Here is a 21,030-nt window from a genome sequence, read left to right on the forward strand (position 1 = left end):
GAACGCCTCCTGACCGGCCAGCAGCGGCTTGCGGTAGCCCCCGATCTTGGCCGGTGCCGTGCTGCCGGTCTGGCGGACCCGCCGCACCAGCTTGATCGCCGCCGACGCGCTGACCGCGAACCGGGCCGCCGCCTCTCGCGCTGAGGCGCCTTCCTCAACAGCCCGCACCAGGCGCTTGCGCAGGTCCTGCGACAGGGGTGCCGTCATCACCAGCCTCGCTGCTTCATCAGCAGCGTCGAATCAGAACCTGCGAGGCCGTGCAAGCCTGAAGTGCTCTAAGTAACGGTCAGGCATTATGTGGTGCCCATCACACCTCGAAAACAGTCAAAGAGAGGGCGCAGCGAATGGGCGAGCGTCATGTCTGATGTTTCCGGAATGCGGTGTTCCGAAGCTGCCGTGCTGATTGGATGTGACAGAAGCGAGTTCTTCCACCCCGCAAAGGAGGGATTGGTGCCCTTCGTTTCACGGCCGGGGAGAGGAAAGGCAGCTCTTGTTTCCCGAGAATGGGTCAATCTGGTCGTTGCTCTAAAGGAGTGCGGCTTCAGCTACACCTCGGCAATGCGCATCGCACAGCACGCTCGCCTCAATGCAGACGGTTCGGTCACGTTGTACCGCAGGTCACCGCCGGCCTGAGGCGGACTCAGCATCAGCCCAGCGTCCCGAGGGCGACTGGCCACGAGGGGAGGAGGGGCAAATCCCTGGTGAGGGTTGGGGGGCCAGACCGCATCGGGGCTCACGCGCGGATTTTCTGCTATGCAGGGACGTAGCCTCGATGATCCAACTTTCCGCCGTTGCCGAGGTCGCCTCCGCCCGCCGCATGCTCGGCGATGCAGTCAAGCAGCTGCCCTTCGTCACCGCCGTCGCCCTTACCAGCGTGGTCAAGCTGGCACAGGTCGCCGAGCAGCGGGCTCTGCCCTCAGTCTTCGATCGGCCTACCCCGTTCACCGGGCGCGGCATCGCCATCCAGTCCGCCAGCAAGGCAGCGCCCACGGCCGCGGTTTACGTCCGGCCGGCGCAGGCAGCCTACCTCATCCTCGAAGAGACTGGCGGCACCCGCCGGCCTGCCAAGCGCGCCATCGTCATGCCAGCAGCCGCGCCGAAGAACGCCTACGGCAACCTACCGCGCAACGCGCTGTCCCGCTTGAAGGGGCGCAAGGACGTCTTCGTCGGGCAGGTGAACGGCGTGGGCGGAATATGGCAGCGGCCGCCGAGGGCGAAGAGCCGGCAGAGTGCCAAGATCGCGCCGAAGCTGCTCATCGGGTTCGAAGACCTGACCAAGTACCAGCCACGCTTCGGGTTCAAGCCCCGGGCGGTCCAAGCGATCAAGGCAGGACTGAGCCCTGCCTTCCGTGAGGCAGTCCGAAAGGTTTTGGGAACACCCTCGTAAGCTGCATCAGCTTGGAAGCTGAGGTCACCCGCTTCTTAAAGCCTGGAGGATTGAGATAGCTCACTAGCGTCGCGGCTGGTTGATGAGTGGCTCGACAGAGATCCCAGAAGAGCGGCTCTCCCTCTGCTCTAGCCTGCGCCCCTGAGGCGCGCCGTTCGGGACAAAGCTAGGCGCTATCGTCGGCTCATTGGGGACGGGACGGCCAGGTAGTCTGGTGCGCGGGCGGGGCGCTGGAGGAATAGGGGTGGGTGGTTCGTCGCCCGGGAGCCTAAAATCCTGCGTCACAGCAGCCAGCCACAGCGTGAATTGTGACCGTGCGTGTTGATCCTTGAAACAGTAGAAGTGTCCATCGATGTAGTCGCGAAGATTCCTGTCGACGCATGGAGCATCTCGAAAGATAAATGGGCCCGGAGGAAGGTCGCCCACCAGCGTGATAATGGCCTCGGTCAGGCCATCGGAGGTCTGCACCGGTAAGCCACGCGGTCCCACGGAGCCCAATCGTTGGAACGCTTGCTCGAGTGCTGAAGCCTGGCATCCATCTTCAGGCTTCGGGTGGCAGATCGCGTGTCTGAAGAGCTCCCGTGCTCGCAGCCTGTTTGACAAACCATCCTGAGGCTTGATCTTGAATGTCCGCTGGAACGTCAGTCCGCCATCAAGCTTGAAGCCAGTAATTGCTCGCCCGATTAGCGAGATGTTTGGACTAATCCCGGTAGAGATATCGTCGTTCAGTGTCGCTGTGCCTTCCTGGAGGATGTAGGGAATCGGAACAAAGTCACGATCTTCAAACGATGCCGCGACGTTTCGATAGATGTTTCCCTGTTCCACCTGAGTAAGGGCAAGTCCAATATTCGCCGTGTGACCAGCAAGCTCTGATGCGCATCCAGTTAGCACAAGGATGGAGGCGAGTACCATCGCGCGCATATACCGAACTCCCGCAAGAGTCTGAAGCGTCTTATTTACATTGTAACTCCCGCCCTTCTGCGGCAAGAAGATTCCGGCTGAAAAGCTTGGCTCGAGCCCGCGATAGTGTTTGCAACTGATCCAAAATGGATGTGAGTTTAAGCTGAAGTTCGCGTCTCTGTAATGGTGCGAAGACTCAAAAGGGGTTCATCGTGCCCGGCTCTTCGTGAAAGTAAAAAAAGTGCGCCTGAGGTGTTGGGGGAGCTTTCGGCGCGTCCGCGGGTCCTTCCTGCCGCTACCTACTGCCGCGGGTATTTCGCGCCGCGGCTCTCGCGAGCGTCTGACCAAAAATCGAATTGGACAACATTGGGAGTTCGGATGAGCGCCGCGCTGGCGGCCGAGCCGTCGGCCCGATCCCGTAAGCCGCGCCCGATCCCGGAGCGCCGCATCGTCAACAAGCGGGACCTCTGCCATGAGGTGGGGATCTCGCGCACGACCCTCGACACTAGGCTCACTAACGACCCAGCTTTCCCCGTCCTGTCACGCGGCAACGGCAACGGTGATAGCTGGCAGTTCGACCTGGATGAGGCGAGGGCGCACCTCTCAAAGCCCTGGCGCGAGCCGTCGTTCCAGCAGCAGCTGGCGGCCCGCAAGGTTCTCGCGGAGGATCGGCGCCTGGCCGAGGAAGCGCGGCTGCTGGTGCGCCGCGAGGAGCTCGACACGGTTCTGCGCCGGGCGCTGCTCGCCCTGGGGCGCGCCCAGCGCGCGATGCCCGCGGAGCTGGCGGTGGAGGCGGGGCTTACCGCTGAGCAGCAGCGGATCCTCCGGGCCGGCATTGAGCGAAGCCAAAGGGCGTTTGTCGAGGACCTAAGGCAGTCGGGGCTGGGCGATGCTGACGAATGACCCGGGCCCGTTCGCCGATCCGGCTGACGTCGTCCTCAGTGCCTTCGAGGCGCTTCTCGCCCCCGAGCGCCTACCGCTCTCGCAGTACGCGGCTCAGCACCGGAAGCTCACCGACGGAATCGGCGAGGAGCCGAAGCCCTTCAATCCTGCGCGGGTGCCATACCTGGCAGGCCCGTCAGATGCCCTGACCTCCGGCCTCTATACCACCGTGGCGTTGCCTGGGCCCGGTCAGTGCGCGAAGACGACCGTCGCTGAAAACTGGCTGCAGCAGACAGTTGAAACCGACCCAGCCAGCTTCCTCTGGTACATGCAAACGAAGCCGGGAGTAGAAGCCTACGTAAAGAAGCGGATCGACTCCATGATCCGCGCGCACCCGCGGATGGCCGCGCGCCTCGGATCTGACCCATCCGCCGACAGTATTGCCTTCAAGGACTTCGGCGCCATGCAGGCGGAGTTCCTGTCCTTCGGCAAGAACACGCTGATCAACAAGAACGCGCCCCGGATCGTGGCCGACGAGGTCGACAATTACGACCTCTCCGAGCTCGGCGAGGCGAAGCCCGTGCTGGACATCCGGCGCCAGGTCTTCGGCGAGGACAGCTGCCTCCTGCTGCTGTCGCACCCGGATCTGGCCGTCGGCATGTCGCCGGCTGGCTGGACCAAGGGCATCATGGCCGTCTACCGCGACAGCACGCGGGGAATGTGGTGGTGGCCCTGCCCGCGATGCGGGGCGCATAGCAGCCCGAACCCGGGCGCCGCGCGCTTCATGGCGCTCGACTACGATGCCGAGGCGCCGCTCGACGAGGTGCGGGACATGGCCCGCCTCGTCTGCCCGGTGTGCGGGGGCCTGATTGAGGACCACGAGCGCGAGGCGATGAATGGCGCCGGCCGCTGGATCGGCACCGGCGAAGCGGTTGACGAGGACGGCCGCGTCACGGGGCAGCTCGCGAAGAACGACACCTACGGTGCCTGGATCGTGGGGGTCATGAGCCCCTTCATCCTCGGCGGTATCGGCGGCCTCGCCCGCGCGAGGGTTCAGGCCGAGCGGGATATGGAGCGATCCGGCGACGAGGCCACAGCGCGCCAGGTCGTCGTGAAGCAGTGGGGTTTCCCTTTCGTGCCGCGGAAGCGCATCGGCTCCGTAAGTGCCGAGGCGCTGGTGGAACGGGCAGAACCTGCCTTGCAGCGCGACGAGGTGCCGGACGGGGTCCGGGTCATTATCGCCTGGGCCGACGTGCAGGCCAACCGCTTCGAGCTCATCCGCCGCGGGTGGGGCATGGGCTGGGAAAGCTGGGTGCTCAGCACCGAGCACATAGAGGCCGAGACGGCGACGGACCCCGCGGCCTGGGATCGGCTGCTGGAGGCGCTGCAGCGCCCGCTGCCTCTTGCCGACAGCTCAGGCCGGGTGATGCGCCCTCGCGGCGTTGGGATGGACATGGGTGGCGCCGCCGGCGTCACCTCGCGGGCCTACGAGGCCTGGCTGCGCTGGCAGCGTGCGGGGAAGGTCCGGAAGCTGGGTGTGGCGAGCGGCCGCGACATCTGGGACGTGATTCTGACGCAGGGCGCGCCCGCGCTGGGGGCGGCACGCCTGCAGGTGATCTACCCCGACGACGTCCGGAAGGATCGCGTGGCCAGCGCGCTCGCAGGTGGGCGGGTGCCGGTCGCGCGCTTCAACGCAAACCTGTTCAAGGACGATCTGGCCGGGCAACTCGCGCGGCTCGAGCCGGGACCCCTGCACGTGCACCTGCCAGCCTGGGCGCTGGACCGCGCCGGGCCGCCGCACCCCTGGTTCGAGCAGCTGGTGGCCGAGCAGCGCAGGCCAAACGGATCCTGGCGCAAGGTCGTGGCCAGCGCGCGCAACGAGGCCGGCGACCAGATGGTCGGGACGCACGTCCTCGGTCGGCTCCACGGTCTCGGCCGGATCAACTGGGACGCGCCGCCTGCCTGGGCAGCGCCCTGGGACATCAACTCGCTGGTGGGCGAGCCGGGCGAAGCGTCGGTGAGGCCGGTCGCGCCGTCGCTAGCCCAGCGGCCCTCATCGCCGGCGGTCGCGTCTCCCACGCGGCGGCAGCCCGGTGGCTACTTCGGCAAGCCGGGAGGCGGATACTTCAGGAGATAGGCGATGTCGGAGACGCTACAGCAGCTGCAGGATCAGCTCGCCGCGCTGGATAAGGCGTTGATGGATCCGACCTCGCTTGTCTCAGCCGGCGACATGACGGTCCGCCGCGATACGACCAACCTCGCCAAGGCGCGCGAGATCCTGCTCGCGAAGATTGATTTGGCGAGCGGGGTGACGACGAGGACGCGCATGTCCTTCACCCGCATCGGCATGCGCCGGTTCTGAGCCGCGCTTCATGAACTGGATCGACCGGGCCGTCTCCGCGGTGTCGCCGCGGCGCGGCCTGGAGCGGCTGAAAACGCGGACAGCCTTGGACCGCGCGGTGAAAGCGTTTGCCGCGGGGCAGCCCGCGCCGCGGGGGCGGGACTGGCCGGCGTCGCCGCGCGGACCCAACGCCGAACTCGGGCCGGCCCTGCGGTATCTGCGGCGCCGCTCGCGCGAGGTCATCCGCGACGGCTCCTATGGCGCTCGGGCGGTGCAGATCCGGGTGGCTCACGAGATCGGCTACGGCATCGCGCCCCGGAGCAAGACCGGCGACGTCGAGACCGACAAGGCCGTCCTGGCCCTCTGGGAGCGCTTCGTCGCGCAGTCCGACATCACCGGCCGGCTGAACCTCTACGGGCAGCAGGCGCTGGCGGCCCGGACCCGCTGCGAGGCGGGCGAGGCGCTGATCCGCCTGATCCGGCTGCCCGGCTCCGAGGCGCGGCGGAACGGCCTCGCGGTGCCCTTGCAGCTGGAGGTGCTCGAGCCGGACATGCTGGACGACGCGGCGCCGCTGTTCGCCGCGCCGCCGGAGGATGGCTCGCGGGTGGTCGACGGGGTCGTGTTCGACCGCCGCGGGCGCCGCACCGGCTATCGGCTCCTCCGCCAGCACCCGGGGGAGGGGGGCGCGCTTGCCCAGCTTGCCGGAGCGGTCCGCTACGACACGATTCCGGCGGCGGACATGATCCACCTGGTGCGCTCCCACGCGCAGCGGCCGGGCCAGATCCGAGGGGTGCCGGACGCCTCCACCGTCCTGCTCCGGCTGCGGCGCCTGGAGGAGTACGAGGAGACCGCCGTCGAGCAGGCGAAGGTGCAGGCGCTGATCGGCGTCTTCACCACCACGGCGAACCCGATGGAGATGGACTTCGGCCAGGAGGCGGCCGCGGTCGTGGACGAGCCGCAGGAGCGGGCGGTACCGGCTGACCTCTGGCCCGGAATGGTGGCGAACCTGCCGATCGGCAGCGATGTGAAGTTCCTCGAGCCGTCCGGCCCGGGGCCCTTTGAGCCCTTCGCGCTGCACGAGTTGATGGCCATCGCGAGCGGTTTCCGGGTCACCTATGACCAGCTGACCGGCGATCTGCGGCAGGCAAACTACAGCTCGCTGCGGGCTGGTAAGATCGAGTTCCGGCGCGACGTCGAGCAGGACCAGTGGCTGATGCACATCCCGGTCATGTGCCAGCCGATCTGGGACGCCTTCATCCAGGCCGCCGTCCTCTTCGGCGCTTTGCCCGAGCGGGCAGGGGGATACCCGGTCGAGTGGTCACCGCCGCGCGCGGAGATGGTGGACCCGACCCGTGAGATCCCGGCGATGGTCGCATCGGTCCGTGCCGGCTTCGAGACCTGGCCGCAGGCCGTGACCTCCATGGGGTACGACCCGCGCACCCAGGCCGACGAAATCGCGGATGCCAACGCGCTGCTGGACGACCGCGGCATCATCCTGGACAGCGACCCTCGGCGCATCACCAACGCCGGCGGCGCGCAGAACCCGTCGCAGAACGCCGCTGTCGAGATCGCGGCGACAGGCGCGGCGCTGCCGCGGCCGGGCGCGATTCCGCCGGAGGAGCCGAACGCGGCACCGACGTCCCTGCTCCGGCATTACCTGGCCCGTCTGACCGCACGGAAGCCCGCGGCCTGATTCACCCGGTGCGGGAGCCCGCGCCCTTCAACTTCGAGAGGCACTCCATGACCCACACCGGTCCCCGCCTGGGCATCGGCTCCTTCCTGCGTCCGCTCTTTGGGGCGCCGCGCACGGTGCTCGCGAGTGCGGCCACCCGCACGCCACAGGACCCATCCCCGGCCGCCCGCATCGCGGCGTTCCTGCGTGAGCGCGGCGCGGAGCAGGACCGGACGGCCATCGTGGCGGCCTCGCCTCTCTCGGATCGCAGCGTCGCACCGCGCATCCGCGCGGCCGAGACCGGGCCGGTCGAGATCCTCATCATGGGGGAGATCGGCTGGGAGGTGACGGCGCAGGGCGTGCTCGAGACGCTGTCCCAGGCCATCGGGCGCGACCTGCTGATCCGCATCAACTCGCCGGGTGGCAACGCCTTCGAAGGCTTCGCAATCTACAACATCCTTGCCCGCCATCCCGGCCGGAAGGTCGTGGTGGTGGAGAGCGTCGCGGCCTCCAGCGCCACCTTCGTCGCCATGGCCGGCGACGAGATCGTCATGGCGCCCGCCTCGTTCATGATGATCCACAACAGCGCCGCTCTGACCATGGGCGACCGCGCCGCGCACGAGGCCACGATCTCCGTCCTGGAGAAGGTGGATGCGACGATGGCGGGGCTCTACGCCGCCCGCAGCGGCAAGAGCCTGGACGATGTCCGCGCGCTGATGGCCGCCGAGACCTGGTTTACCGCCGAGGAGGCGGTCACCGAAGGCTTCGCCAATCGTGTCGAAGTGCCGGCCGCCCCCGCCGAGCCGGCCAACCCCGTCGCGCCGCCCCCGGGCACGGAGCCGCTCCCCGCCGAGGAGACGCCCGAGGCCCGCGGGCGCCGCGTCGCCGCGCGCTCCACCGCGGTGCTGCAGACCTTCAAGCATCCGCCGGCCGAGGCCTTCCGCGCTGTCGCGGCCCTCACCGAGCAGAACGCCGCGCCGGCGCCCGCTCCGGCTCCGGTGACCACTGGCACTCCCGCCCCCAACGCCCACACCCAGCCCCCGAACAACTCGCCGGCTCCTCCGGCGCAGGAGGACCCCCGCATGAAGGCCACTCTCGCCCAGCTCCAGGCCATCGCGGCCCGGGCGAAGCTCCCCGCCGACTGGGTGATCGCCCAGCTCACGGCCGGTGCGACGGAAGCGCAGGCGCGCGACGCGGCGCTCGAGGTGCTCGCGGGTGACCACGCCGGTCGTCCGGCCGTCGTCGGCGGAGCCACCGCCGCTTCGCCGGCCGCCACGACGAAGGCGATCGTCGCTGCCATCGCCCGCCGCGGCGGTGTGAAGCGCGAGGACATCACCGCCGCGGCCGCGCCGATGACGGGCCTGTCCATGCGCGACATGGCGGCCGAGTTCCAGGAAATGCGGACCGGGCAGCGCGCTCGCCTCTCGACGGAGGCCCTGTACCGCGCGGTCTTCGCCTCGGCGACCGTCGGCATGCAGACCACGAGCGATTTCGGGCAGCTGCTCGGTGAGGCGATCCAGGCGATCGTCATCGACACGGCCCAGCGGACCTCGCAGGAGTGGCGTCTGATCGCCCGCACCTACGACTTCGACAACTTCCGTCCCCGCGACGTCGCCGGCGCCTTCGACACGCCCGACCTGCAGGAGGTGCTGGAGCACGAGGAGGTCACCTACGGGCAGATCGCCCGCGCTCTCGGCCGGCTCGGCCTGAAGACCTTCGCCAAGGCCTTCGCCTTCTCCCGCCAGGCCATCATCAACAACGACCTGACGCAGTTCACCCAGGACGGTGCGACCTACGGCGCCATGGCGGCGCGCAGCCTCTCCTCCCGGGTGTGGCGGCCGTTCCTGCTCGGCACGACGGCCGAGTACAACATGACGGACGGCCAGCCCTGGCTGAGCTCGGCGCACGGCAACCTTGCCGCGTCCGGCTCCGCCATCACCGAGGCGAGCCTGACCGCGGCGGAGCAGGCGCTGGCCAGCCAGGGGCGGGTCGTAGGCAAGCCGCTCGGCCTCGGCGCCCGCTACCTGATCGTCGGCATCAATCGCCGGCGCGAGGGGCTGAAGATCCTGAGCAGCGAGAAGGCGGCCGGGGACAACAGCAACAACACGTTCCAGGGCAACTACACGCTCGTCTACGAGCCGTCCTTTCCGCCGAACGCCTGGGCGCTGATGGCCGACCCCGACACCCACCCGGTGATCGCGGTCTCGCTGCTGAATGGGGTCGAGGCGCCGCAGGTCGCCACCGAGGCGAGCTTCGAGACCTTCGGCCTGAAGGTGCGCGTCAGCCTCGACTACGAGGCCGCCCCGATCGACTGGACCGGCGTCTACTACAACCCCGGCCCGGCCTGATCGGCCCCGCCTCTTCCCCTGTAACCCTGATGGCGGTGCCGGTGTCCTGCGGGACCCGGACCGTGGAGACACGTCATGCAGAACTTCGTCCAGGTCGGCGAGCAGCTGCGTTTCACGGCGCCTCGCGACCTTGCTTCCGGCGAGGGAGTGATCGTCGGCGCCTACTTCCTCGTCTCCACCACGGCCGTGAAGTCCGGCCAGCAGGGCATCGGCCGCCGGGTCGGCGTTGTGCGCCAGCCGAAGGCTACCGGCGCGCTGACCGAGATGCAGAAGGTGTACTGGGACGACACCAACAAGGTCGTCACCGGCACCGCCACCGGCAACCGCCTGATTGGCGCCTCCACCAAGGCCCAGGCCTCTGCCGACGCGACCGTCGAGGTCTGCCTCTCTGGCCAGCCGGTCTGACCGGCTAGCCATGCCAGCGCAGTTCGACGTCATGCTGGACGCGGTGATTGCCGCGTTCCCCGCCGGGTACAGCTACCTGTCCCCGGACGGCATGGTCGATCTGCGCGGCAAGACCGGGGCGATGCTCCGGGGCGTCATCCCGCTGGAGACCGACGCCGAGAACAGCGGCGGCATAGCGCAGGCTCGCAGCGTCCTCCGAGTCCGCACCGCCGACTTCCCGGGCGGCACTGAGCCCGAGCAGGGAGCCATGGTCGTGATCGACGGCGAGCGCAGCATGATCACCGACGTGCAGACCGACCCGCGCGGCTGGTCGGACCTGCCTCTTGCCGCCGCTCCCGAATGAGCGACGCACCGATCGGGCCGGGCTGGCGGGCGGATGTCCGCGACAGGGTCGTACGCATCCTCTCGGATCGGGTGGAGATCGTGAACGGCCGCGTTCATCGAGCGCGGGTCTGGCCGGTCACCAGCAAGCCGGCCCTTCTGGTCTACGGCTATGCCGAGCGGAAGGAGCCCACGACCCAGGGCGGTTTCCAGCACCAGTTCCGCGTGACCTCGGCGCTCATCGTCCGCGTGCTGACCGAGCACGCCATCGCCGAACGGTCCGAGGTCCAGTGCGAGGAGATCTGCGGCCAGGTGGAGCGGGCCATCCTCCGCGCGCCGGAGTTCTTCGCGCCTAGCGGCGGCGTGCTGCAGCGCTGCGCCGGCGTCACCACCCAGCTTTCCGCCGAGCAGAAAGAGCGCGCCACCGAGGTCGAGGCCACCATCGAGTTCCAGCTCGTCTGGGAAGAGGTCTTCACCATGGCCGAGCCCGACACCTCCGAATGCGCGGAGGCCACCTTCACGCCGCGCGCGACCCTCATCCCGAGCCCCTAGGAGCCCGCCATGTTCGTGAAGCCCGCGAAGGGCCTGCAGATCCCCGACCCGGAGCTGCGCGACTACCTGCCGCCTGGCGGGCGGAAGGTCACGCCTTCCGAGTACTGGACGCGCCGCCTGCAGGACGAGGACGTCTCCCTGGCGAAGCCCTCGACCGAACCGAAGGCCAAGGCGGCGGCCGCCGGTCCGCAGCCGGATGCTCCCTCCCTTCCCACCGCTCTGCCGCCCCCCGCGGCCGCCCAGCCGCAGGAGTAAGCGCCCGTGGTCGCCTTCAACGAGATCCCCGGGGGCGGCGCTCTCCGCACGCCCCTCTTCTTCGCCGAGCTGGACGCCACCGGCGCCAACCGCGGCGGCCGCCTCCCGAAGGCGCTCCTCATCGGTCAGCAGCTGTCCAGCGGCACTCTCACCGCCGGCGTGCCTGCCCTCAGCCAGGGCTCGGGCTGGGCCAAGTCCAAGGCCGGGCAGGGCTCCGTCCTCGCCCTCATGGCCGACCAGTACCGCCGGCGCGACGACATCGGCCCGCTCTACCTGCTCCCGCTCGCTGACGACGACGCCGGTACCGCGGCGCAGGGATCCGTCACGATCACCGCCGCCGCCACAGCCGCCGGCACCTTCGTGCGCAAGATCGCCGGCCAGCGCGTGGCGGTGGCGGTCTCGGCCGCGCAGACCCCGGCGCAGGTGGCCACCGCCCTGGCGGCCGCGGTCAACGCACTCCCTGACCTGCCGGTCACCGCCGCGGCGAGCTCGGCCGCGGTGACCCTGACGGCGAGGAACAAGGGCCTCACGGGCAACGACATCATCGTCGCGCCCACCGAGGACACCGTGCCGCCCGGCCTGGCTTTCACCGTCGTCCAGCCCACCGGCGGCGCGGGGAACCCGGTCACCGCCCTGACGAACGCCCTGGCGCTGCTCGGCGACACCGACTTCGACTTCATCGCCACGGCCTTCACGGACGCGGCCAGCCTCGACGCCATCAAGGCGCACCTGGCCACCCGCTGGTCCTGGTCGAAGATGCTGTATGGCGGCGCCTTCGGCGCGGTCCGCGGCACGCTCGGCGCGGTCACCACCATCGGCGCCGCCCGTAACGACGCGCATGTCTGCCTCATGGGCTTCGACAGCGCGCCGGAGCCGGCCTGGCTGTGGGCGGCCGACATCACCGCGGCCGCTGCGGTCAGCCTCCGCGCTGACCCGGGCCTGCCGCTGCAGACGGTGGCGCTGAACGTCCAGCCGCCGCCGATCGAGAAGCGCTGGGGGCTGGGCGACCGCAACGCGCTGCTGTTCTCCGGCATCGGCACCTTCACCACCGACGCGGACGGCACCTGCCGCATCGAGCGGCTGATCACGACCTACCAGCGCAACGCCTTCGGCCAGCCGGACGACAGCCTGCTGGACGTGGAGCGGCTCTACCAGGTGGCGGAGATCCTCCGGCTTCAGCGCACCTACATCGAGAGCACCTTCCCGCGCATGAAGCTCGCGGACGATGGGACGAACACCCGCTCGGGCAACCGCGTGGTCACGCCCAGCATGATCCGGCGGGCGCTCATCGCCCACTACAAGAGCATGGAGATGGACGGGAAGGTGCAGAACAGCGCCGCCTTCGCGGCCGCCCTGGTGGTGGAGCGTGCCAGCGGCAACCGCTGCCGGGTGGACGGCATCGACCCAATCGTGCCGGTCGATCAGCTGCGCCAGGTGGCGCTGCAGGCGCAGCTGCGGGACGCCGTCGGCGTCGCCGGGCCGCGGTAAGGGAGAGGGACGATGTCCGACACCACGCGCCGGATCTCCGGCTCCGCCTACCTCACCATCGACGGCCTCTCTTTTGCCGTGGTGGGCGAGCCTGGCTATCGCCTGGCCACCGTGACCCGAGAGTCGCTGGTCAGCATGACCAGCATCGACGGCTACAGCGAGAAGCCGATCGCGCCATACATCAAGGCGACCCTCCGAGACATGCCGGGCTTCAGCGTGGCCGATTTTGAAGGCATGACCAACGTCACGGTCGAGCTCTCGCTGAACAACGGCAAGGTCATCACCGGCCAGGGCATGTGGAACACGGCGGCCCAGGAGGTCGACGCAGCTGAGGCCAAGTTCGCCGTCCAGTTCGAGGGCGACAGCGTGGTGCTCGGGGCATGAGCCAGCCGGAGGTGGCGAAGACCGTCACCATCATCTTCGACGAGCCGCTCAGCTTCAACGGCGCGACCCATGCCGAGGTGAAGCTGCGCGAGCCGACGGTTGCGGAGTTCTCGGACGCCAGCACCCGGCAGGGCTATGGGTCGACGCAGCACCTCCTGATGCTCATCGGCAAGCTGCCGGCGGGCATCGCCGCCAAGGTGCCGATGAGCAAGATCGTTGAAGCCGACGGCTTCTTCGCTCAGTTCCTGCGGCCCGCCCTGCCCAGCGACGTGGTGACGGAGCCGCCGCACGAAGGCGATGCCGCCATCTTCGCGAGTCTGGACGAGAAGCTGCGGGAGCCGACCCTGGCGGAGTGGGAGGCGGCGCGCGACGCGGGTGCCGGCTACCTGAACACGGCGAAGCTGGCGTCGCTGGTCACCGGCCTGCCGATCGAGGTGATGCGCCGCATGCCGGTCAGCCGCGCGGCGGCCGTCGATGCCTACTTCGCGGTTTTCGTGACGCCCGCCCCAGCAACTGGGCAGAGCTGATCGCCGATCTAACGGCGGTCTTCCCCGGCTGGGGGGCTGAGGACGGGTGGAACATGACCGCCACCCGCCTGCGGTGGTGGGCGGCGCAGTCGGTCAGGATCGAAGAGAAGCGAAGGGGGGCGGGCGGTGGCTGAGAATGTCGGCGTGCTCTCCGTTACTGTCACGGCCGTCGACAAGGCGACCGCGACGATCAACAGCGTGCGGGACCGGGTCGGGACCGTCATCGAGCCCACCCGCCAGCTGACGGCCGCCTTCGGGCGGCTCAGCGAGGCGAGCGGCCTGGCGCGGGTCAGCTCCGGGCTCTCCACCGCCGCCGGCCACGCGACCTCCTTTGCGAAGTCGCTGGCCTTCGCGGCAGTCCCTCTGGCGGGCGGCGGACTGATCGCCGGCGCCACCAGCTCGGCGACCGCCTTCATCAACACGGGCCGACAGCTGCTCTCCGGCGCCCGCGCCCTCGAGATGAGCGTGCCGCAGCTGCACGCCTTTCAGAATGGGGCGCGCCTCGCCGGGATCGGAGCCGAGGACGCCACCGAGGGGCTGAAGTCCTTCGGGCAGGTGCTCTACGACGCGGTTGGCGGGCGGAACGCCGAGGCGATGGCCGCCTCGCAGTTGCCGCGCCTAGGCTTCGCGATGCGGGACGCCTCCGGGCGGGCCCGCACCGCCAGCGATGCCCTCGGAGACGTGGCGGACAGCATCGCTCGGCTGAACAACGCGCCCCGCGAGCAGGCGCAGCTCGCCCGGGTTTACGGTGTCGAGGCACTCCTGCCGATGCTCCGTCGCGGCCGGGCCGGCGTTGCCGACCTGCTGGCGCAGGGGCGCAGCGTGGGCACCCTGACCCAGGAGCAGGCCGAGCAGGCGAAGCGCCTTGAGCGGCAATGGGACAGCATGCGGTCGACCGGCGACCGGCTCGCCCTCACCGTCGGCGGCGCACTGGCACCGGCGATGGAGCGGGGCACCACACGCGCGCTGGCATGGGCCCAGGCGAACGAGGGAACGATCAGCACCGCCCTGGTCGGGCGCCTAGAGCAGGCTGGCCGCGGCACCTGGACCTTTGTCTCGGCCGTGGACCGGGCCGTCACCTCGACCGTCGGGTGGGAGACAGCGACGACGGCGCTTGAGGTGCTCCTCGCGGGGCGGCTGCTGAAGACGCTCACGGGGATCAACGCGGCGACCGCGCTGTTCAGCGCCACCAGGCTGCCCCTGTGGGCCCTCCGCCTGCTGGGTGTCGGCGGTGCCGCCATCGGCGCGCAGATGGCGATCAACCGGCTCGCCGAGCAGCGCGACCAGACCGGGGAGCGTCAGGCCGAGCAGGAGCGCAACTTCGCGCGGCGCGGGCTCGCTGGTGGCTTCTACGATCGCCCGATGGACGACATGGGGCCGGTCGGGCGAGGCATCGAGGCGCCCGGCCCGATGGGCTTTGGCTCGGGCGTCCAGCGTCGGCGAGCGCAGGACGATTCGTCGGCGCGAGGCATGGGTGCCGCGCGCGGCGACGGCCCGGATGCGGTGACCTCCCGCCACCAGGATGCCTTCGCCTTCTTCCGCGCTCGTGGCTGGAGTCCTCAGGCGGCCGCGGGCATCACCGCCAACCTCCATCACGAGAGCGGGGTGCGCCACGACGGCCCGGCGGGCGACGGTGGCATGTCGATGGGCCTCGCGCAGTGGAACCGCGAGCGCCTGACCGCCTTCCGCGAGTTCGCCGGCGTCGACATCCGCCAGAGCACGCGCCAGCAGCAGCTCGAGTTCATCCAGCACGAGCTGACCGCCGGGCGCGATCGGCAGGCAAGGCAGGCAGGAGAGGTGCTGCGAGGTGCCCTTTCAGCGCGGGAGGCAGGAGCAGCCTTCTCGCGGCTGTACGAGCGCCCGGCCGGCCGGGAGGGAGAGGCCGCCTCCCGCGGCCAGACGGCAGAGAATATGCTGCCACGCCTCGTCAACCAGCCAGCACCGGCAGGCGCGGTGGCGGCGCCCAGCTCTACTGCTGCCGCACCGTCGAGGCAGACTCCGGCTCCGATCAGTGCGCCGACATTGCAGGGCTCCCCAGCCGCTGTTGCCGCTCCACAGGTCGCCGAACCGACCCGCACCCGGGCAGAAGTGGCGGCGGGAGCCGCTCAGGGGACACAGCCGGCCGCGCAGCCGGCGCCGACGGCCGTTGCTCCGGTCCCGATCGTTGTGCCGACGCCGGCCGCGCCGGTCCAGAGCCCGCTGGATGGCGCGCCCCCGCAGCGGATGAGCGGCAGCGTGGACGTCAGCATCAGCCTGGCCGGGGCGGAGCGCGGTACGAAGGTCATGGCCCGCGGCCAGGGCATCGCCTCGGTCGCGCCGCCCAGGGTCGAGCAGGCCATGCTGGACTGGGACGCGGCATGAGCGGCTCGCTGAGCAGCTGGCGCGCCCGTCTGCGGCCGGCATCGTGGCGCGGCGTGCCGTTCCAGGTTTGGGGCGGCGAGCGGATCTATGGGCGACGGATTCACGTCCACGAGTACCCGTTCAAGGACGATCCTTGGCCGGAGGATCTCGGCCGCCGGACCCGCAGCATCGCGGTCAAAGGCTTCCTCATAGGCGACGACGTGGACGCCCAGGAGACGAGCTTCGCCGAGGCTGCGGAGCAGAAGGGACCGGGCGAGCTGATCCACCCGACCCGTGGAGCGCTCACGGTCACCCTGATCGGGCTGGCTGTGTCGGATGCTTGGGACGAAGGGCGCGTCGTTCGCTTGGCGATGGAGTTCGTCGAGACCGGCGAGCGCCGCTTTCCAGCCAGCGTGACGGACGGCTTCGCAGAAGTGGGCGGGGCGGCCGACCTGCTCGACAAGGTAGCGGGGGAGGGGGGTGAAAAGGCTGTGCTCGTCACCCTTCAGCAGGGCTACGGGGGTGCGCAGAGCATCCTCCGAACCGCCCAGGGCTACGTCTCGACGGCGCGGAACCTGGTTAACAGCGCGACCAGTACCGTGCGCAGCGTCACCTCTCTGGCCAGCCTGGCCGGGCTCGGCAACCTCGGCCGGTTCGGTTCGGCCGGTGGCGTGCTGAACAGCACACTCGGGCGGGTCACCTCCATGACCAGCGGCGTCAGTTCGGCCCTCTCGCGTGTCAATTCGGCGAGGAATGCCGTCACCAGGCTCGGGAGCACGGTCATGGACCTGGCGGGCAGGCTGTGAGCGGGGCGAGCGAGCTCATCGCGGCCGTGGTGGCGCTGGTCGCCGGCGTGGCCGAGTGCGCGACCGACCCGGCAGATCGGGTGCGGCTACTTTCCCCACTGGCCACGGCGCCGACGCCGGCCGGCGGGGATGCGGGGCTGGCCGCTGTGGGCCGTCGGGCAGCGCTGGCGGCGCTGGCTCGGGCAACCGCGGCGTGCCAGCCCCGGTCCTACGATGAGGCGGAGGCACTGCGTCGCGGGAGTTGCGCCATGTTTGAGGCCGAGGAATTGGTGGCGGCGGATGCCGGGGAAGACGCGGTCGCGGCCGCGCTCCGCACGGTCCGAGGGGCGGTCGATCGAGATCTGCGCCGCCGGGCGGCGAACCTGTCGCCGCTGCGCAAGATCGAGATGAAGGTGAGCCTATCGGCGACGGTGCTGGCCCACCGCCTCTACGGCGACGCGCGGCGTGAGGCGGAGCTGGCACGGATGGCGGGCGACCCGCCTAACCCGCTGTTCATGCCGCAGCGATTCAAGGGACTGGCCCGCTGATGCCGGACGATGCTCAGGTTGTGGAAGTCCCGGAGGTCGTCGTCACCCCCGGGGCGGCGGACAGCCTGCCCCTGCCGCTCCCTGCGCCTCCGGGCGAGGTGCCGGACGACGAGCTGACCATCACGGTCGACGGGAAGATCTTCGGCGGCTGGGACAGCGTGCAGGTCGCGCGAAGCTGCGAGCGCATGCCGTCGAGCTTCACCATCAGCCTGACGGAGCGGTACCCAGGCGAGGCCGCGGAGGTCGTCATCGAACCCGGCCAGGCCTGCGTGGTGAAGATGGGCCGCGATCGGGTGCTGACCGGCTACGTTGACCGTTACGTGCCGGCGCTCGACGCGAGGCGCCACACCGTGACGATCATGGGGCGTTCCCGGGCTCAGGACCTGGTGGACTGCTCGACCATCTTCGACACCTTTCAGATCAGTGGGCAGACCGTCGGGCAGATCGCCACCACGCTGGCGGGCAAGTACGGCATCAGCGTCTCTCTCCCGGACGGGGAGGGACCTGTCGTGCCACAGCTCAACCTGCAGCTGGGCGAGACACCCTGGGACGTCATCGAGCGGCTCTGCCGCTTTGCCAAGTTCCTCTGCTACGACGACCCCGAGGGCAACATCGTGCTCCGGCACGTCTCGACTGAGCGCCACTCGAGCGGGATCCGCGAGGGGCAGAACCTGCTCTCCGCCTTACCCGACTACGGAATGGATCAGCGCTTCAGCGAGTACCAGGTCTACCCGCTCAGCGTGCTCCCGCTCATGCAGGCCGACGGCGCAGCGGGCGGCAGCGGCCTGCCCGCGCCATACGGCGAGGCGAAGGACGAGGGCGTGGGGCGGCTCCGTCGGCGGATCATCATCCTCGAGCACTCGGGCACCGGTGATATCCGAGAGGCGGCGCAGAAGCGGTCCGAGTGGGAGCAGTCCCGGCGCCTCGGCCGCTCCGATGATGTCACGGTACTGGTGGATTCCTGGCGAGACAGCGAGGGGCGGCTCTGGGAGCCGAACCGGCTGGCTGACGTGCACGTGCCCACTTGCAAGGTCAGCGACGAGACCTGGTCTGTCGTCGAGGTTGCCTATCAGCGCGGCGAGACCGGCACCACGGCGCGGCTGCTGCTCATGAACCCGCGGGGGCTCGACCCGGAGTACGACCCTCTCTTCTCCTTCGGCTGGCAAATCCGGGAGGCCGCCGGGCGAGAAGCGGCGCTGGAGGCCGGAGGAGCGAACCGCCTCAGCGGCACGGGACCAGGGGTATGAACCCTCGCCAGATCGCCGGCCGGATCGGCATGATGGTGGGCCTCGGCCGCATCATGGCGACCCGCACCGACCGCGCGACCGGGCGCAGCACGCTCACTGCCCAGGTGCGGTTGCCCGAGACGGGCGAGGTTCGCGACGACACCCCGGTGCTGTCGCTCTACGGCGTGTCCTCCCGCCCGCGGCCCGGCGCCGATGCAGCCGTGCTGTTCCTGGGGGGTAATCGCGGCGCGGGTGTCGTCATCGCCACCAGTGACGGGCGGTTCAGCATCGAGCTCGCTGAGGGCGAGGTGGCGCTCCACACTCACGACGGAAGCCATGTGCACGTGAAGCTCGGCGGCAAGATCGCGGTGAAGGCTTCGGTGGAGGTAACCATGGACACGCCTCTACTGCGCGTGACCGGCGATGTCGTGGTCGGCGGCGTCAGCCTCGTGCACCACGTCCACAAGCAGGTCCGCTCCGGCCCCGATCTTTCCGGCGAGCCGAACGCATGAGCACCATCGCCATTGCCTGGGACAACCAGACCGGCCGCGGCGACTGGGCGCGGGAGCCGAGCGGGCACTTGGCGCTCGGCGACGACATCGAGACAGCGGTGTGGATGAGCCTCTTCACCGACTGCCGCGCGACCGACGACGATGTGCTGACCGATGGTACCGACGACCGCCGCGGCTGGTGGGCGGACACCTACTCGGAGAAGCCGATCGGCAGCCGCCTCTGGCTGCTGGACCGGGCCAAGCGCCTGCCGGAGACGCTGCGCCTGGCCGAGGGCTACGCACGTGAGGCGCTCGCTTGGCTGGCGGAGGACGGCGTCGCCGCGCGGGTGGACGTCACCGCCGAGTGGGCAGGACAGACCTTCATGGCCATCCGGCCCGTGATCATCCACCGCGACGGCCGCCGCGCGGATCTCCGCTTCGACTGGGCCTGGCAGGGAACCTGAACGCATGCCTTTCGCGCGTCCCGGCTTGTCGGAGCTGATCCGGCAGGCGCTGGCCGACCTTGCCCAGGCGCTGAACGTGCCGGCCGTGCTTCGCTGGCGGCCGGAATGGGCCATGGGGCGAGCCTTGGCCGGCGTGGCGCAGGGCCTCTACGGCTACCTCGACTGGATTGCGCGTCAGGCGGTGCCGGCGACCTCCACCGGCGAGTTCCGGGCGGCTTGGGCCGCGCTGCGCGGCGTCTTCCCGCGAGAGGCATCCTTCGCCGCCGGTCCGGCCGCCTTCGTGGGCACGCCGGGCGCGATCCTCCCGGCCGGCACGCCGGTGCGGCGGGCGGACGGAAGCGCGGCCTACGTGACCAGCGCGGACGCGACCGCGGCCCTGGACGGAACAACCTCCGTGCAGCTCACCGCCAGCACCAGCGGCCCAGCCGCGAACGCACCGGCTGGCATAGCCCTGGTCCTCGGTGCCGCGGTGCCAGGGATCACCTCGGCCGGGGCCGCGGCGGGCCCGCTGCGCGGCGGTGCCGATGCGGAAGACGTCGACAGCGACGGCTTCCTCACCCGCATGCTGCTGGCCTATGCCGAGCCCGCCCAGGGCGGCGCGCCGCGGGACTACCTGGATTGGGTCTACGAGGTGCCGGGCGTAACCCGGGCCTGGGTGCAGCCGAACGGCATGGGCGCGGGCACCGTCATCGTCCGCTTCATGATGGACGAGGCGAACGCGGAGGACGGTGGGTTCCCCCAGGGCACGAACGGGGTCGCCGCGGCGGAAGCGCGGGCGGCAGCCGCCACCGGTGACCAGCTCGCCGTGGCCGATCACCTCTACCCGCTGCGCCCCACGACTGCCCTCGTCTATGCCGTGGCGCCGACGCCGTACCCGGTGAATGTCACCGTCGCCAACCTGCTCGGGCTCACACCGGCCATTCGGGCTGCTGCGGCCGACAAGATCCGTGCCATGCTGCTCGAGCGGGCCGTTCCCGGCGGGACGATCTACCCGAACGAGTTCAGCACGGCGATCGACAGCGTGCCGGGCGTGACGGTCTTCACCCTGCTTGAGCCGACCCTGCCGGTGCTGCCGCCGGTCGGCGGGCTGGTTACCCTCGGCAGCCTGAACTTCCAGTCATGATTGCCGGAACCGTCGCGGAGTACGCGCGCTCCATCCTCGACCACTTGCCGCGCGGGCGCGTGTGGCCGCGCGATCCGGACAGCACAGTCGCTACCACCGCCCGCGGCCTCGCACCGACTTTCCAGCGCCTCGATGCGCGAGCGTTGACCCTGCTGAAGGACGCCTTTCCCGCCTCTGCCTACGAGCTGCTGCCCGAATGGGAGGCGAGCCTTGGCCTGCCAGACCCTTGCTCGGGCCCGGCGCCGACGGTGCAGCTCCGGCGCGCGCAGGTGGTGGCGCGGCTTACCGCAAACGGCGGGCAAGCCATTCCCTACTTCATCGAGGTCGCTGCAGCCCTCGGCTACGACATCAGCATCGAGGAGTTTGCGCCCGCGCGGGCCGGCACGCTGCGCGCGGGTGATCCGCTGTACGGGGAGGACTGGGCGCACACCTGGCGCGTCCATGCACCGGCCGTGACGGTCACGTACTTCACCGCGGGCATCTCGACGGCAGGGGAGCCGCTCGCTGCCTGGGACAATCGGTCCCTGGAGTGCACGCTTTCTCGCATTCGCCCAGCCCACACAATCCTGCAATTCGCCTACGGGAGCTGAC

At 69.9% G+C, this 21,030-nt stretch carries 22 protein-coding genes and 1 pseudogene; 21 read left to right on the forward strand and 2 right to left on the reverse strand.

The window, feature by feature from the left end; translation table 11 throughout:
- Positions 1-207, reverse strand: a pseudogene (locus tag BO39_RS25000) (IS630 family transposase); the annotation flags it as partial.
- Positions 208-772: 565 nt separating this feature from the next.
- Between BO39_RS25000 and BO39_RS25005 the strand changes: the two are divergent.
- A complete protein-coding gene (locus BO39_RS25005; RefSeq protein ID WP_052402603.1) occupies positions 773-1,387 on the forward strand; it encodes a hypothetical protein in 615 nt (204 codons plus the stop codon).
- 63 nt (positions 1,388-1,450) lie between these two features.
- Here BO39_RS25005 and BO39_RS33750 read toward each other — a convergent pair whose 3' ends face one another.
- Positions 1,451-2,308, reverse strand: coding sequence for a hypothetical protein (locus tag BO39_RS33750; protein WP_169742829.1), 858 nt, complete (start codon positions 2,306-2,308; stop codon positions 1,451-1,453).
- A 357-nt stretch (positions 2,309-2,665) separates the two neighbouring features.
- On the opposite strand from BO39_RS33750, the gene BO39_RS25010 reads away from it, so the two are divergent.
- The 20 genes from BO39_RS25010 (at position 2,666) to BO39_RS25110 (ending at position 21,029) form a co-directional block, all read left to right on the forward strand.
- Entirely contained in the window at positions 2,666-3,190 is a 525-nt protein-coding gene (locus BO39_RS25010) for a hypothetical protein (RefSeq protein WP_043838828.1), read from the forward strand.
- Positions 3,177-5,306, forward strand: a complete 2,130-nt coding sequence (locus BO39_RS25015) for a terminase gpA endonuclease subunit (protein WP_052402604.1) — start codon at positions 3,177-3,179, stop codon at positions 5,304-5,306. Before BO39_RS25010 ends, BO39_RS25015 begins: the two co-directional genes overlap by 14 nt.
- A 3-nt stretch (positions 5,307-5,309) precedes the next feature.
- The gene (locus tag BO39_RS25020; protein ID WP_043838830.1) at positions 5,310-5,531 is read left to right on the forward strand and encodes a hypothetical protein; all 222 of its coding nucleotides are present in this window, start codon (positions 5,310-5,312) and stop codon (positions 5,529-5,531) included.
- A 10-nt stretch (positions 5,532-5,541) separates the two neighbouring features.
- Entirely contained in the window at positions 5,542-7,203 is a 1,662-nt protein-coding gene (locus BO39_RS25025; protein ID WP_052402605.1) for a phage portal protein, read from the forward strand.
- Between the two features lie 47 nt (positions 7,204-7,250).
- Positions 7,251-9,530 (forward strand): head maturation protease, ClpP-related, encoded by a 2,280-nt coding sequence (locus BO39_RS30410; protein WP_156963907.1) that lies wholly within the window; start codon positions 7,251-7,253, stop codon positions 9,528-9,530.
- A 75-nt stretch (positions 9,531-9,605) separates the two neighbouring features.
- The gene (locus tag BO39_RS25035) at positions 9,606-9,935 is read left to right on the forward strand and encodes a DUF2190 family protein (RefSeq protein WP_043838832.1); all 330 of its coding nucleotides are present in this window, start codon (positions 9,606-9,608) and stop codon (positions 9,933-9,935) included.
- A gap of 10 nt (positions 9,936-9,945) precedes the next feature.
- Positions 9,946-10,278 carry a head-tail joining protein gene (locus tag BO39_RS25040; RefSeq protein ID WP_043838834.1) on the forward strand — a complete coding sequence of 111 codons (333 nt, stop codon included), beginning with the start codon at positions 9,946-9,948 and terminating at the stop codon, positions 10,276-10,278.
- A complete protein-coding gene (locus tag BO39_RS25045; RefSeq protein WP_043838836.1) occupies positions 10,275-10,808 on the forward strand; it encodes a hypothetical protein in 534 nt (177 codons plus the stop codon). Before BO39_RS25040 ends, BO39_RS25045 begins: the two co-directional genes overlap by 4 nt.
- Before the next feature lie 9 nt (positions 10,809-10,817).
- Positions 10,818-11,063 (forward strand): DUF2635 domain-containing protein, encoded by a 246-nt coding sequence (locus tag BO39_RS25050; RefSeq protein WP_043838838.1) that lies wholly within the window; start codon positions 10,818-10,820, stop codon positions 11,061-11,063.
- Positions 11,064-11,069: 6 nt separating this feature from the next.
- Positions 11,070-12,551, forward strand: a complete 1,482-nt coding sequence (locus BO39_RS25055; RefSeq protein ID WP_043838840.1) for a phage tail sheath subtilisin-like domain-containing protein — start codon at positions 11,070-11,072, stop codon at positions 12,549-12,551.
- 12 nt (positions 12,552-12,563) lie between these two features.
- The gene (locus BO39_RS25060) at positions 12,564-12,935 is read left to right on the forward strand and encodes a phage tail tube protein (protein ID WP_043838842.1); all 372 of its coding nucleotides are present in this window, start codon (positions 12,564-12,566) and stop codon (positions 12,933-12,935) included.
- Positions 12,932-13,462 carry a phage tail assembly protein gene (locus BO39_RS25065; protein ID WP_043838844.1) on the forward strand — a complete coding sequence of 177 codons (531 nt, stop codon included), beginning with the start codon at positions 12,932-12,934 and terminating at the stop codon, positions 13,460-13,462. Before BO39_RS25060 ends, BO39_RS25065 begins: the two co-directional genes overlap by 4 nt.
- Positions 13,463-13,588: 126 nt before the next feature.
- The gene (locus BO39_RS25070; RefSeq protein WP_043838846.1) at positions 13,589-15,823 is read left to right on the forward strand and encodes a phage tail tip lysozyme; all 2,235 of its coding nucleotides are present in this window, start codon (positions 13,589-13,591) and stop codon (positions 15,821-15,823) included.
- Positions 15,820-16,608 carry a DNA circularization N-terminal domain-containing protein gene (locus BO39_RS30415; protein ID WP_052402607.1) on the forward strand — a complete coding sequence of 263 codons (789 nt, stop codon included), beginning with the start codon at positions 15,820-15,822 and terminating at the stop codon, positions 16,606-16,608. The genes BO39_RS25070 and BO39_RS30415 overlap by 4 nt, the downstream gene beginning before the upstream one ends.
- A complete protein-coding gene (locus BO39_RS25085; RefSeq protein WP_043838850.1) occupies positions 16,605-17,135 on the forward strand; it encodes a hypothetical protein in 531 nt (176 codons plus the stop codon). The genes BO39_RS30415 and BO39_RS25085 overlap by 4 nt, the downstream gene beginning before the upstream one ends.
- The gene (locus BO39_RS25090; protein WP_052402608.1) at positions 17,135-18,382 is read left to right on the forward strand and encodes a phage baseplate assembly protein; all 1,248 of its coding nucleotides are present in this window, start codon (positions 17,135-17,137) and stop codon (positions 18,380-18,382) included. The genes BO39_RS25085 and BO39_RS25090 overlap by 1 nt, the downstream gene beginning before the upstream one ends.
- Complete coding sequence (locus BO39_RS25095) at positions 18,379-18,873, forward strand: phage baseplate assembly protein domain-containing protein (RefSeq protein ID WP_043838852.1); 495 nt, start codon at positions 18,379-18,381, stop codon at positions 18,871-18,873. Before BO39_RS25090 ends, BO39_RS25095 begins: the two co-directional genes overlap by 4 nt.
- Complete coding sequence (locus tag BO39_RS25100) at positions 18,870-19,316, forward strand: phage GP46 family protein (RefSeq protein WP_043838854.1); 447 nt, start codon at positions 18,870-18,872, stop codon at positions 19,314-19,316. Before BO39_RS25095 ends, BO39_RS25100 begins: the two co-directional genes overlap by 4 nt.
- 319 nt (positions 19,317-19,635) lie before the next feature.
- A complete protein-coding gene (locus tag BO39_RS25105; RefSeq protein WP_478212685.1) occupies positions 19,636-20,439 on the forward strand; it encodes a baseplate J/gp47 family protein in 804 nt (267 codons plus the stop codon).
- Positions 20,436-21,029 carry a YmfQ family protein gene (locus BO39_RS25110; protein WP_043838858.1) on the forward strand — a complete coding sequence of 198 codons (594 nt, stop codon included), beginning with the start codon at positions 20,436-20,438 and terminating at the stop codon, positions 21,027-21,029. The genes BO39_RS25105 and BO39_RS25110 overlap by 4 nt, the downstream gene beginning before the upstream one ends.
- Position 21,030 lies beyond the last annotated feature (1 nt).

It is taken from the genome of Roseomonas aerilata DSM 19363, assembly GCF_000711725.1.
Lineage (GTDB): Bacteria > Pseudomonadota > Alphaproteobacteria > Acetobacterales > Acetobacteraceae > Roseomonas > Roseomonas aerilata.